11 protein-coding genes are annotated in these 13,368 nt (G+C 70.3%); all 11 read right to left on the bottom strand.

From position 1 onward, the window contains the following. Complete coding sequence (rnc, locus tag NXI30_05475; protein ID MCR9093644.1) at nt 1-747, bottom strand: ribonuclease III; 747 nt, start codon at nt 745-747, stop codon at nt 1-3. Next, nucleotides 744-1,877, bottom strand: a complete 1,134-nt coding sequence (gene mnmA, locus NXI30_05470) for a tRNA 2-thiouridine(34) synthase MnmA (protein ID MCR9093643.1) — start codon at nt 1,875-1,877, stop codon at nt 744-746. The genes rnc and mnmA overlap by 4 nt, the downstream gene beginning before the upstream one ends. Then, the gene (locus NXI30_05465; GenBank protein MCR9093642.1) at nt 1,874-3,010 is read right to left on the bottom strand and encodes a cysteine desulfurase; all 1,137 of its coding nucleotides are present in this window, start codon (nt 3,008-3,010) and stop codon (nt 1,874-1,876) included. Before NXI30_05465 ends, mnmA begins: the two co-directional genes overlap by 4 nt. Beyond that, a complete protein-coding gene (locus NXI30_05460) occupies nt 3,007-4,404 on the bottom strand; it encodes a YihY family inner membrane protein (GenBank protein MCR9093641.1) in 1,398 nt (465 codons plus the stop codon). Before NXI30_05460 ends, NXI30_05465 begins: the two co-directional genes overlap by 4 nt. Next, nucleotides 4,391-5,401, bottom strand: coding sequence for a tRNA (adenosine(37)-N6)-threonylcarbamoyltransferase complex ATPase subunit type 1 TsaE (gene tsaE, locus NXI30_05455; GenBank protein ID MCR9093640.1), 1,011 nt, complete (start codon nt 5,399-5,401; stop codon nt 4,391-4,393). Before tsaE ends, NXI30_05460 begins: the two co-directional genes overlap by 14 nt. Further along, nucleotides 5,367-7,085, bottom strand: a complete 1,719-nt coding sequence (locus tag NXI30_05450) for an NAD(P)H-hydrate dehydratase (GenBank protein MCR9093639.1) — start codon at nt 7,083-7,085, stop codon at nt 5,367-5,369. Before NXI30_05450 ends, tsaE begins: the two co-directional genes overlap by 35 nt. 113 nt (nt 7,086-7,198) lie before the next feature. Then, nucleotides 7,199-7,906, bottom strand: coding sequence for a pyridoxine 5'-phosphate synthase (locus NXI30_05445; GenBank protein MCR9093638.1), 708 nt, complete (start codon nt 7,904-7,906; stop codon nt 7,199-7,201). 2 nt (nt 7,907-7,908) lie between these two features. Beyond that, entirely contained in the window at nt 7,909-9,297 is a 1,389-nt protein-coding gene (gene glmM, locus NXI30_05440; protein MCR9093637.1) for a phosphoglucosamine mutase, read from the bottom strand. Between the two features lie 70 nt (nt 9,298-9,367). Continuing rightward, on the bottom strand, nt 9,368-10,105 hold the full coding sequence (locus NXI30_05435; GenBank protein ID MCR9093636.1) for a CdaR family protein: 738 nt from the start codon (nt 10,103-10,105) through the stop codon (nt 9,368-9,370). 84 nt (nt 10,106-10,189) lie between these two features. Next, on the bottom strand, nt 10,190-11,065 hold the full coding sequence (cdaA, locus tag NXI30_05430) for a diadenylate cyclase CdaA (protein ID MCR9093635.1): 876 nt from the start codon (nt 11,063-11,065) through the stop codon (nt 10,190-10,192). A gap of 50 nt (nt 11,066-11,115) precedes the next feature. Beyond that, complete coding sequence (gene ftsH, locus NXI30_05425; GenBank protein MCR9093634.1) at nt 11,116-13,044, bottom strand: ATP-dependent zinc metalloprotease FtsH; 1,929 nt, start codon at nt 13,042-13,044, stop codon at nt 11,116-11,118. Between the last annotated feature and the right edge of the window lie 324 nt (nt 13,045-13,368).

Below are 13,368 nucleotides of genomic sequence, written 5' to 3'. Positions count from 1 at the left end.
TCAGTCGGCCTCCCCGACGCAAGCCGTACGCGCGAGCGCTTCCCGCGCCGCCGCCTTCTCGGCGCGGCGTTTGGTCCGGTCCGTCCCCCGTCCCAGGACCTCGCCCTTCGAGACGACCTCGACCGAGAACCGGACGTCATCGCCCTCGATGCCCGTATCGCCGGTCAGGCGATAGGACGGGAACTCCCCCACGTCACGCATCAGTCGCTCCTGCAGCTCCGTCTTCGGATCGCGCTCGACCGGCGTCGCGTCCGCCGCGAGGGCGTCCGCGAAACGCGCACCGACGAAGCGCCGGACCGGATCGATTCCCCCGTCGAGGTACAGGGCGCCGATCAGCGCCTCCATCGCGTCCTCGAGGACCTTCGGCTTCGAGCCCCCCCCGGAGCTCTCCTCGGTCCGGCCGAGGCGCATCACGGAGCCGACGCCGAGCTCCTCCGCGAGGGTCGCCAGCGAGCGCCCCTCGACGATCGCGTGCAGCGCGCGCGTGAGCTCCCCCTCCTGCCAGTCGGGCTTCGCGGCGTAGAGTGCCTCCGCGACGACCAGCGCGAGCACCGCATCGCCCAGGAACTCGAGCCGCTCGTTGCTCTCCCCTTCCGGATCGTCCCCCTCGCCCGAGGCCGTCGCCCGTTCGTGGGCGTACGAGGCGTGACGCAGCGCCGTCGCGAAGAGCGACGGGTCGGCGAAGCGGTGGCCGAGGGCCTCCTCGAGCTCCGCCAGACGAAGGTCCCGGTCTTCGTCGTCGCTCACCCGTTCCTCCGCGAGCCCGGACCGCCCCCCGCGACCAGCCATCCGCCGCCGATCACTTCGTCGTCGCTCTCCAGGTCGTAGAAGACGGCCGCCTGTCCCGGCGCGACCGCGCGCACCGGCTCTTCGAAGGCGATCTCCGCCGTCTCGTCGGGACCGGGCGTGACCGTCGCACGCGCCGCCGTGTGGCGGTGGCGGACCTGCACGCGCACCCGAACGGGCTCGCTCGGCGCGGGCCCCGCGATCCAGTTGACCCGATCGACCCGCGCGCGCCCGCAGTCGAGACCTTCGACGCCCCCGACCACGACCTTCTGTTCGCGGGGGTCGAGGCGAAGCACGTAGAGCCTCCGGTCCGCGGAGATGCCCAGACCGTGGCGCTGTCCCACGGTGAAGTGATGGACGCCGCGGTGCTCGCCGAGCACGCGGCCCGACTCGTCGACGATCTCGCCGCGCAGGCGACTCGCTTCGGGGCGCAACCGCTCGACGACCTTCGCGTAGTCCCCGTCCGGCACGAAGCAGATCTCCTGACTCTCGGGCTTCTCGGCCGTGCCGAGGCCGAGGTCGCGCGCCCGGTCGCGGACCTGCTCCTTGGTGAGATCACCGAGCGGAAAGGAGGCCGCGCGCAGCTGCTCCTGCGTGAGCGAGAAGAGGAAGTAGCTCTGATCCTTCTGACGGTCGCGGCCGCGGAAGAGTCGCGCCGCCCCGGTCCCGGGGTCGTGCTCGAGACGCGCGTAGTGGCCGGTCGCGACGCGATCCGCCCCGAAGACGCGCGCACGATCGAGGAGGTGGTCGAACTTGAAGGACTGGTTGCACGCGACGCAGGGAATGGGCGTGCGCGCCGCCAGGTAGTCGTCGGCGAAGGGCTCGACCACCTCCTTCGTGAAGGCGTCCGCGTAGTTCGCCACGTAGAACCTGATGCCCAACCGCTCCGCCACACGACGCGCATCGTCCGCGTCCTCGAGGGAGCAGCAGCGCGACTCGCTCTCCGAGAGCTTCATCGTCACGCCGATCGCGTCCGCGCCTTCGCCGACGAGCATCGCCGCAGCGACGGACGAATCCACGCCTCCGGACATCGCGACGACCACGCGGCCCTCGGCCTCGACCCGGGCTTCGGAGGACGAATCGGTGCTCACGCGTTCTCCATCTCGCGGACCCGCGGAACGAGTCGCGCGAAGATCGCGACCGCCGCGTCGATCGCGGCTTCGTCGAGACCGTGGCCGACCGAGAGCCGGAGACTCGCGCGTGCCTGTTCCGGCGTGCGTCCCATCGCGGTCAGGACCGCCGACGGATCGATCGAGCCCGAATGGCACGCGGCCCCCGCCGAGACGGCGATGCCTTCGAGATCCAGGGCCTGAACGAGCACCTCTCCCGCCACGCCCTCGAACTCGACGTTGAGGGTGTTCACCAGGGCGCGCTTCGGATCCCCGTTCCAGCGCAGTCCATCGAGCGTGTCCTGCAAGCCGCGCCAGAGGCGATCGCGCAGGGCGCCGTAGCGGGCGAGCCGTGCGTCGAGCTCCGCTTCGGCCAGGGCGCAGGCCGCGCCGAAGCCCACGAGGCCCGCGACGTTCTCCGTGCCACCTCGCAGGCCCTTCTCCTGCCCTCCACCCAACAGGTAGGCCGGTACGTCCCGTCCGTCGCGCACGAAGAGCGCGCCCGCCCCTTTCGGCCCCCCCAGCTTGTGGGCCGAGGTCGAGAGGAAGTCGAGGGGCACGCGAGCGAGGTCGATCACGAGCTTGCCGACGCCCTGGGTCGCATCCGAGTGGACGAGCACGCCACGGGCACGCGCGCCCTCGGCGATGGCCTCGACGGGCTGGAGGGCGCCGGTCTCGTTGTTCGCCCAGATCACGCTCACGAGCTTCGTCGACGGGCCGATCGCCTCGAGGACATCGTCGGCCGCGACGCAGCCGTCCGCGTCGGGGGCCACGCGCGTGACCTCGACGCCTTGCGCCTCGAGCACGTCGAGGGGCGCCAGGACGGACGGGTGTTCGATCCCGGTCGTGACCACGTGATCGCCCGGCGAGAGCAGGCCGAGGAGCAGCGTATTGTTCGCCTCGGTCGCGCCGCCGGTGAAGCGGATCTCGTTCGCCTCGGCCCCGAGGAGCTTCGCCACCTGCGCCCGCGCCGCCTCGAGCCGAGCTCGCGTCGCAGCGCCTTCCTCGTAGACGCTCGACGGGTTTCCGAACCCGTTTCGCAATACGTCGGTCATCGCGTCGACGACTTCGTCGCGGACCGGGGTCGTCGCGTTGTGGTCGAGATAGATCCTCACTCCGAGTGCTCCGTTCCGGGCGGGTCGGTGAGCATCGCGAGGCTGGTCTCGTCCGCGACGCCGCCCCACGCTCCCTCGAGCCGTTCCATGACGCGGGCGACCGATTCGGTCCGCGCTGCCGTGTGTGCGCCGGAACCGTACACGTCCCCCCGCGCCGCGCGCAGCACCGCCCCGGCGGTGATGTCCGCGATCGGCCCCGCCGGCACGTAGCCCGGGTCCTGTCCGTCGATCGTCGCGATCGGCAGCACGAGGCCGGCCTCTTCCAGCCCCTCGCAGAGCCGCCGCACGAGGCGGACCGGCTCATCGAGCAGGTCGGCGAGTTTCTCCGCGTCCGGTGGGGTCGCGTGCTCGCGGAAGCAGCGCGCGATCGTCACCGCGATCTCGAGGGCCACGGCCTCCTGCTCTGCCACGCCCGCCTCGCCGTAGCGCATCTCCCGGCGAGCGAAGGCCAGGTTCTGGGCGGCGAAGGCCACCTCGGCGCCGAGGAGCAGCACGGCCCAGCATGCGTAGAGCCACGCGAGGATCAGGGGAATCGCCGAGAGCGCCCCGAAGACCGTCTCGTAGGTCGCCGCGCCGACCTGGAAGTCGACGTAGATCGTCCGGGCCGCCGAGAAGAGAATCGCGGCGACGAGGCCGCCGAGCGCCGCGGCGCGGATCCGGACCTGGGTGTTCGGAAAGAACCAGTATAGGAAGGTGAAGCCCAGGAAGAGAACGAAGACCGGCACCTGCGCGAGTCCGAGTCCGTAGAGCCAGGCGAAGGTCGGATCCTCGAGGAAGCGCCCGACCAGCCGATTGCTCTGGAGCGTCGTGGCGAGACTGACCGCGACCCCCGTCGACACCGGCGCGACGACGAGGACAGCCAGGTAGTCCGAGAACCGACGCGCCCAGCTCCGCGCGGAGGCGACGCCCCAGATGTCGTTCAGCGTGGCTTCGAGGTGGCGCAGGGCGAAGATCGCCGTCCCGAAGACGACCGCCCCGCCGACCGTCCCGAAGCTCGCGAAGTCGAGCTTCCCGGCGAATTCCCGCACGGTCTCGCGGACCTCGGGTGCGACCGTCGTCAGCTGGTCGATCGCGAACTCGATCAGGGTCTCGTCGCCGCCGACGGCGCCGACGATCGCGATCACCACGCCGAGCATGGGAATGATCGAGAGGGCCGTCACGTAGGTCAGCGCGCTCGCGCGCAGGAGCAGATGGTCGGCGTAGAAGCCGCGCACGGTCAGCACGATCAGCTGCGCGACGGAGCGCAGCCCACGATGCACGAAGGTCTCGTCCGGACGCGCGAGCCAGAGCTCGCGCTCGAAGAATCGCTCCACCTCGCCCCAGCGGGCCCTGAGGCTCGCTGCGACGCCTGCTTCCGTTTCCGAGTGCGGATCGGTCATCTCACCCTGCGCCATCGGCCCCCTCCGCCTCGCGCTCCAACTCGACGAATGCCGCCATCCGTCCGCGCGTCACCGGCCCGATCCCTGGTACTCGCTCGAGGTCGCGCAGCGACCGGAACGGGGCGTCCCGCCGGGCATCGACGATCGCCTCGGCGCGCTTGGGACCGATCCCGGGAAGGGCTTCCAGCCAGATGGCCGGCGCGGTATTCACGTCGATCCGCTCGCCGTTCACCAGCCGAGCGATCCCGGTCGGCGGCGCGATCGCCGCCCCGCCGTCGACACACTCGGCCCGGGTCGTTCCGAACTCGTCGGCCTCCCGCTCGGCCAGCCAGAGACACGGGGCCTCGGCTTCGCGGAGCAACGATCCCGGGTGCTCGATCGCGCCCGCGAGGACGGACGTCGCCGCGATCAAGAGCGTCACGAGGGCCGCCAGTCGTTCGAATCCGCCCGACTCGGCGCCCCCTTCCGCCCGCGCCTCGACCCGGTCGAACCAGTCCGCCGCGATCCGTTCGCTGAAGGTTCCGACTGCCGCCACGACCGCCTTCCGGCCCGGCCCCTGCGGCCGACCCAGCGTTTCGTCGGTTCCGTCGGCCTCGGCGGCGCTCGGTCCCCCGAGCTCGATCCGCAGGTGATCCCGCCCGAGCACGCCGGGGAACCGGTCCGCCCACTCGACGGCGAGGACGCCCCCCGGCGCGAGCATGTCGTCGAACCCGATGTTCACGAGCTCGTCTTCGTCTTCGAGGCGGTAGAGGTCCACGTGATGGAGCATCTCGGGTCCCTGCTCCGACGCCGGCACGGGATACTGCTGGGCGATCACGAAGGTCGGCGACGAGACCCCGCGCGGGTCGACCCCGAGGCCTTCCGCGAGGCCCTTCACGAAGACGGTCTTTCCCGCCCCGAGCGGCCCGATCAGCGCGAGCACCGCCCCGTCCACACCGATCGAGCGCCCCAGCTCGCGACCGATCGCGCGCGTCTCCTCAGGGTCCCGGGAAACGAAGGTCCAGGACGTCACCCGGTCCACCCTCCCGATCGCTCGCGCCGCCGCGCGCCGCTTCGTGGATCCTCCGCGCCGTCGCGGGCATCGCGTCGGCGACCTCGCTCGCCAGCAATCCGAATCCGGTCTCGCTCGCGGGCAATCCATCCGCCGCGGCGCCGTGCCACCACGCACCCAGCGCGGCGGCGTCCAGGGCCTCGAGTCCGGACGCGAGCAGCGCAGCGATCACGCCGGTCAACACGTCCCCCGTTCCGCCGGTCGCGAGCGCCGGCCCGCCCGTCGGCGTCACGACCGTCCGCCCCGCCGGATTCGCGACCAGGGTTCGCGCGCCCTTCAAGACCGCGATCGCCCCGGAGCGCTCGCTCAACCGGCGCACCGCCCCCAACCGATCCGCGTTGATCTCTACGGTCGTCGTCCCGAGCAGACGAGCGGCTTCTCCCGGATGAGGCGTGATCACCGTCGCCGCCCTTCGATCCCGGAGCTGCTCCGGCGCGCCTTCCAGGGCGTTCAACCCGTCGGCGTCGAGCACGACCGGCCGATCGACCTCGATCAGGAGCTTCCGGACCAGCGCGTCGGTCTCGGGATGGCGTCCGAGTCCCGGCCCCAGCACGACCACGTCGCGAGACGACGCCAGCTCGAGCGCCGCCTTCTCGCCGGCCAGCGCGAACCCGCCCTCTTCGGTCGACGCCACCGGCGCGCTCATCACCTCGACGGGCAAGGCGGCGAGCTCGGCCTCGAGACCGGCCGGATACGCGAAGGTGACGAGCCCGGCGCCACCGCGCGCGGCCGCCCGACTCGACAACGCGCCGGCCCCGCATTTGCCGGTCGAGCCGGCGATCACGAGCACGTGCCCGAAGGTGCCCTTGTGTCCCGCCGCGACCCGGTCGGGGAAGCGCGACGACGCGGCGCGCGCGTTCCACAGCTCGACTCGATCCGGCGCGTCGGGGTCCGGATCGGCGATCCCGATCCGCGCGACGCGGATCCGACGCGCATGCCGCCCGCCCGGCTCGAGCACGAGCCCGAGCTTGGGGAGCGCGATGGTGACCGTCTCGTCCGCGAGGATCGCCGCACCGAGCACCGCCCCGGTCCGACTGTCGATCCCGGACGGCGAGTCGACGGCGAGCACCCGCACGCCGCTTGCCCGCGCCGCGTTCGTCGCCTCGACGACCGCGGCGAAACCGCCCGTCAGATCCCGCTGGAGCCCGGTCCCGAAGAGCGCGTCGATCACGACGCTCGCCCGCGCGAGGCGTGGAGACACGACGTCCACGGCGTCCTCCGGCGCGACCGCCCGCGCCGGCACATCGAAGGGCGCCAGGCGCCGCCAGTTCGCGGCGGCATCCGGGGGCAGCTTCTCGGGATCGCCGATCAGGACCACCTCGACGGGAATCCCCTCTCCGAACAGATGGCGCGCCACGACGAAGCCGTCGCCGCCGTTGTTTCCGGCCCCGGCCAGCACGAGGACCGGTCCGGCCGGGCGTTCCGAACGCGCGCGGAGCCCGACCGCGGGCACGACCAGCGCCCGCCCGGCGTTCTCCATCAGCACCTCGCCGGGCACCCCCCGTCCCTCGATCGTCGCGGCGTCGAGGGCGCGCATCTCCTCCGCGGAGACGAGTCGCCATTCCCCTAAAGCGACGCCGGCGCCCCGATCCGGCGGCGATCCCGGCGGGCTCGGCCAGCCCTCGCTCTCGTCGCGTGCCGTCACGATTCCGACCTCCGGCGCATCCCGGGCGGATCGCCCGCGCGCTCTCTCCTGAGAGTAGCCGTTCGCCTGCCCCGGGCGCCGACGTTCACGCGCGCGTCGCGCCCGCTCCGCCGTCAGCGCAGGCGGTCGCGGAAATCGCGGATCGCGCGATCGAGGCCGACGAGAAGCGCGCGTCGGGCGAGACCGCGTCCGAACACGACACGATCGGCGGACGGTGCCGCCGCCAGCACTTCGGCGACGTTGCGGTCGTCGAGGCCACCGGCGACCCCGTGACCGAGACGCAGCTTGCTGGCCAGACGCGCCGTATCCCCGAGCGTGACGAGCGCTGCCCGGCGCTCCGCGTCCGGCAGATCGACGAGATGTCCCGTGAAGAGCTCGATGTCCTGGACGCCCTGGGCGTGGACCGCACGAATCGCGTCGAGGTCCGGCGCGACCCGAACGCTCGCGGCGATGCCGGCATCCTCCAGGGAACGCAGGAGGCTGCCGAGGGCCTGCCCCGCCACGCGTGCATCGACCGGCGGCGCCTGTCCCGCTTCGGCGTGCCGCTCCCCGACGAGCACGACCCGGTCCGGGCGCGCCTCGAGCGGAATCTTCAGCAGGCTCTGCGACACGGGCATTCGCAGCTCCATCGTGCGCGCCGCCCGGCGGAGCGTGTCGACGTCGGTCTCACGAACCGGAACGAGGTCTTCGTTGATCGAGAGGCGGAGCGCATCGACCCCCGCCAGCTCGGCCAGGCTGGCCGCCGCACCGAGCTCGCTGCGATCACTCGCGGCGAAGTCGCGGAGGACCGGCCAGCTGTCCAGAGAGAGCACCAGGCGCATGTTCAGTCCGCTCCTGCGAGGGAAGCCTTCAGCTTGCTCGCCAGCTGATTCGCGATCTCGTGCACCCGCGACTCGTCGCGGCCCTCGACCATGACGCGCGCCTTGTTCTCGGTTCCGGAGTAGCGGATCAGCACGCGTCCGGTTTCGCCGAGCTCGTCCTCGACCTCGGCGACCTGCTCCTGGAACGTCGTGAGCTCTTCCAGCGGTCGCTTCTCGGCCACGCCGATGTTGACCATGACCTGCGGCAAGCGTTCGAAGCCCTGGTTCAGCTCGCTCAGGCGCCGGCCGCTCCGGGCCATCAGCGCGAGGACCTGGAGCGCGGACATCATCCCGTCCCCGGTCGTCGAATGCTCGAGGAAAAGGATGTGGCCGGACTGCTCGCCGCCCAGATTGTGGCCCCGCTCGCGCATCGCTTCGACGACGTAGCGATCCCCGACCTGCGTGCGCTCGAGCGTCACGCCGATCCCGTCGAGGGCGATCTCGAGCCCGAGGTTGCTCATGACCGTCGCGACCAGCGTGTCGTTCGAGAGGGTCCCCGCCTCCTTCATCGAGCGCGCACACATCCACATCAGCATGTCGCCGTCGAAGATCTCGCCGTGCTCGTCGCAGATGATCACCCGGTCGGCGTCCCCGTCGAGGGCGATGCCGACATCGGCACGCAGCTCCTTCACCTTCGCCGCGACGCGGTCGGGGTGGAGCGACCCGCACTCCTCGTTGATGTTCCGGCCGTTCGGCTCGACGCCGATCGTGAAGACCTCGGCCCCGAGCTCCTCGAGGACCGTCGGGCCCACGCGGTATCCCGCGCCGTTCGCACAGTCGAGGACGATCCGCATGCCTTCGAGGGTGAGGTCCCGCGGAAACGCGTTCTTCAGATAGACGACGTAGCGGCCGCGAGCGTCCTCGATCCGCTGGGCCTGCCCGATCTCGTCGGGCGGGACGGAGATGTGCGCGACCTCGCCGGATTCGATCAGACGCTCGATCCGCGCTTCTTCCTCGTCGGGCAGCTTGAAGCCGTCGGCCGCGAAGAACTTGATGCCGTTGTCCTGGTAGGGGTTGTGGCTGGCGGTGATCATGACGCCCGCGTTGCAGCGCATGTCCCGGGTCAGGAACGCCAGCGCCGGCGTGGGCACCGGCCCGACCTGGATCACGTTCACGCCCATCGAGCAGATTCCCGCGGCGAGCGCGTCTTCGAACATGTAGCCCGAGAGGCGCGTGTCCTTGCCGATCAGGATCTGCTTGCGCTCGCCCTCCGCTTCGCGGAACACGTGGGCGATCGCGCGACCCAGGGCGAGCGCCACCTCCGGAGTCATGGGATGGACGTTCGCAGTCCCACGGATGCCGTCGGTCCCGAAGAGCTTGCGTGTCTGTCCCGAGGTCTCGTTCTTGCTCATCCTGCCGTTTCCGCAGCGCCGGGCCCTTCGTTCACGACCCTCCGTTCGCGTGGAGAGCGGATCCGGCGCTTCATGTCTGCTCTGCTGCTGCGCCACCTTCGTCGGGCAGGCTCGGGTCTTCGAGATCCGCGTCTTCGAGGTCGATCACCGGTTCCGGAACCGGGTCGGCTTCGATTCGGATGGTGACCTGGACCGGCGCGTTGTCCTCGGCCCAGACGGTGCCCGCCCCGAGTACGAGACGGACTTCCTCCTTGGCGTTGGCGGCGAGGCCAGCGATGTCGATCGATTCGGTCACCACCTCGTTGAGGCGCATGACCTGGCTGCGTGCTCCCTCGAGCCAGACCTTCTGGGGCTCGATGTCGACCCCCGCCACGTGGAATCCGGGCGCGGGCTCACCTTCGTAGTCGGCACGAACGGCGACCGCCTTGCGTCCTCGTTTCTCGAATCGGACCTGCAGTCTGGAGGGGGAATAACCCACGAACTGCGTACCGGTGGGGTGGTCGATCGTATCGACGTCGACGTCGTAGACGGCCACGCCCGGCTTTCCGCCCCCGGCGTCGATCCGGTACTTGAGCTGGTCCGTGTCGAGGTTCCGGAGCGCCGCGCGGCTTCCGCGCAGGCGGACGTTCACCTCGTCGGAGCTCTGGTCGGTCACGACGAGACCGTCCTCCACGCCCACCAGCTCGACCTCGACGTCGAAGGACTGAATGACGCTCGACGTGCCCTGGGCGACGAACCAGATGAAGATGCTGATCGCGAGGGCGAGCACGAAGACGCCCGGCCTCAGGTTTTCGAATCGCGACGCCACGTTTCGCCGCACTCCTTTCGGTGCCCGCACCGGTCTCGGCGGGGACGGGACGACCGGATCCTCGCACCCGGCGTCGGGATCGGTCTAGCTCGCGGTCGCCTGTCCGGAGCCGGGCTCCTCGGCCACCTCGAGGCCGCCGATGACTTCGCCGGCGTCCGGCAGCTCCTTGCGTTCGCCGCCGAGGACGTCGCGCAGGACGACCCGGAGGCGCGGCGCGTCGAGGCCCCGCAGCATCTCGCCGCCGAGGACGACGGAGATGCTCGACGTCTCCTCGGACACGACGACGACGAGGGCGTCGGTCTCTTCGGTGATGCCGACCGCGGCGCGGTGACGGGTGCCGAGCCCTTCCGGCAGGTCGGTCCGGAGCGTGAGGGGCAGGATGCAGCCGGCGCTCGCGACGCGGCCCTCCTGGATCACGACCGCGCCGTCGTGCATCGGCGACGACGGCTGGAAGATGCTCGAGAGCAGCTCCTTCGAGAGCGCCGCATCGACGGGAACCCCGGCTTCGATCAGATCCCCGAGGTTGCTCTCGCGCTCGAGGACGATCAGCGCCCCATGACGGCGCTGGGAGAGCGAGCCCGCTGCCCGCACGATCTCCTCGACGACCTGGATCTCCTGGGCGTTCGAGAACGACGGGAAGATCCCGCGCCCCACCCGGGCGAGCGCGCGCCGGATGTCGTTCTGGAAGAGGATCACGATGATCACGACCGCGGGCTCGAGCAGGCGCTCGAGGATCAGACCGAGGGCGGCGAGCTCGAGCAGCTGGGACACCAGAGTGAGCGCGATCAACACGATCAGGCCCACCAGGATCTGGATGGCCCGCGTGCCTCGGATCAGCAGGAGCAGCCAGTAGATGCCCCCGGCGACGAGCAGGATGTCGAGCGTGTCGCGGAATGGGTCGAACCGGGAGTCGAAGAACTCCACCAGATCCGACATGAGCTGCCCCAGGTATTTGAGCAACGCGATCGCCCCTCAGCTCGCCCGCTCGCCCCGGCCCACCACCCAGCGACTCAGCTGGGCATCGGCTCCGGGTCTGGAATGTTGCCCCCGGCGTTCCCGTCGGGAATATCGTCGTCCCGCGTCCCCGTCGCGGGCTCCGCCCGGCCGTTGGATGCTTCGGCGCTCAGGTCCGGAAGCGGCTCGCCCTTGAGGAGCGCCTGCAGCTGCGGCCCTTCCAGGGTCTCCCGCTCGAGCAGCGCCTCGGCGACGCCGTCGAGCAGCGCGCGGTTGTCGAGCAACAGCTGCTTCGCCTCGTCGTACTTCGCGCCGAGGATCCCCGAGACCTCGTCATCGATCTCGCGAGCCTTCTGCTCCGAGTAGTCCTTACGGGTCGCGAAGTCGCGGCCGAGGAAGACGTCGCCCCCCTCCCCCGCGTACGAGACCGGACCGAGCTCCTTGCTCATGCCGTACTCGGTGACCATGCGCCGCGCCCAGTTGGTCGCCTGCTGCAGATCGTTCGAGGCGCCGGTCGAGAAGTGGTCGAAGACGATGTCCTCGGCGGCGCGCCCGCCCATCGCGTAGCGGATGACCGCGTAGATCTCGGACTCGGTGTAGTTCAGCCGGTCCTCGACGGGGAGCGTCTGCGTGAGTCCGAGGGCCATGCCGCGGGGAATGATCGTGACCTTGTGGACCGGGTCCGAGTCGTCGGGCGTGAGCAGCGCGACCAGAGCGTGCCCAGCCTCGTGGTAGGCCGTGATCCGCTTGTCCTCGTCGGACATGATCATACTGCGTCGTTCGGTCCCCATCAGGACCTTGTCCTTCGCGTTCTCGAAATCCTCGTGCGCCACGCGGCTCGCGTTGCGGCGCGCCGCGAGGAGCGCGGCCTCGTTCACCAGGTTCTGCAGGTCCGCACCGACGAAGCCAGGCGTACCCCGCGCCTGGAGCTCGAGGTCGACGTCGTCGGCGAGCGGAACGCGGCGGGTGTGGATCTTGAGGATCTCGAGCCGGCCCTTGAGATCCGGTCGCGGCACGACCACGCGGCGATCGAAACGACCGGGGCGGAGGAGCGCGGGGTCGAGCACGTCGGGCCGCTTGGGGGCCGCGATCATGATCACGCCCTCGTTGGACTCGAATCCGTCCATCTCGACGAGGAGCTGGTTCAGCGTCTGCTCGCGCTCGTCGTGACCACCGCCCATGCCGGCGCCGCGGTGGCGGCCGACGGCGTCGATCTCGTCGATGAAGATGATGCACGGCGCCTGCTTCTTGCCCTGCAGGAAGAGGTCGCGGACGCGGCTCGCGCCGACGCCGACGAACATCTCGACGAAGTCGGAGCCCGAGATCGAGAAGAAGGGAACGCCGGCCTCACCGGCCACGGCGCGGGCGAGGAGCGTCTTGCCCGTGCCGGGCGGCCCCACCAGCAGCACACCCTTCGGAATGCGGCCGCCGAGACGCGTGAACTTCTTGGGCTCGCGGAGGAACTCGATGATCTCTTCGAGCTCGGTCTTCGACTCTTCGATCCCCGCCACGTCCTTGAACGTCACCTGGTGCTGGTTCTCGGTCAGCAGGCGTGCCTTCGACTTGCCGAAGCTCATCGCCTTCCCGCCGCCGCTCTGCATCTGGCGGATGAAGAAGATCCAGAGACCGATGAAGAGGACGAGCGGGAACCACATGATCAGGATCTGACGCCAGAAGCCGCCCTCGTCCCGCGGCTTGACGTCGACCTCGATGTTGCGGCCGTTCAGGTTCTCGAGGAAGTCTCCGTCGATCGAGGTCGGCGGCGCATAGCTCGTGAACTTGCGGCCGTCGGTGAACTTGCCCTCGATGTTGCCTTCCTCGATCACGACGGCCTCGACCTGGTTGGTCTCGACCTGCTCCATGAACTCGCTGAAGGCGATCTTCGGAACCGGGCTCTCGTTCGTCTTCAACGTCGTGAAGAGAAGGAGCATGACCACGAGGATCACGACCCAGAGGGCCAGGTTCTTGTAGAACTGCTGATTCACACCTTGCTCCGATCGACGGGCGTGTCGTGTGAGGCCGGCCGGATCCGGTGGATCGAGGGCCGCCTCGCGATGGGTCCACGGGGCGCGTGGCTGCGGGCGCTTCTGTTGGCGCTGTCTCGAGCGGGGGTTGAAACGCCGAGTGCGCGTTGCCCGCCCGGACGGTTCCCCCACTCGCTTTCGTGGGACGTTCGGACCGGACGACGGGTTCGCTCGGGGACGGGGCGCGGGCCCCTCGCCCCGTTCACACGTCCTGCTCGCTCGAGATCTCTTTTCGGCTCCTGGTCGGATCGTTTGTGGCCGGTCTTGCCGATGTCGAGGCGCCAA

The sequence above is a fragment of the bacterium genome (assembly GCA_024742285.1).
GTDB lineage: Bacteria > Myxococcota_A > UBA9160 > UBA9160 > UBA4427 > UBA4427.
This window is presented reverse-complemented; position numbering and strand designations above follow the sequence as displayed.

Bases quoted from the DNA above. Each gene is read 5' to 3' on its own strand.
- NXI30_05445 (MCR9093638.1), bottom strand. From the start codon at position 7,906: ATGCGCCTGGTGCTCTCTCTGGACAGCTGGCCGGTCCTCCGCGACTTC.
- glmM (MCR9093637.1), bottom strand. From the start codon at position 9,297: ATGAGCAAGAACGAGACCTCGGGACAGACACGCAAGCTCTTCGGGACC.
- NXI30_05460 (MCR9093641.1), bottom strand. From the start codon at position 4,404: ATGGCGCAGGGTGAGATGACCGATCCGCACTCGGAAACGGAAGCAGGC.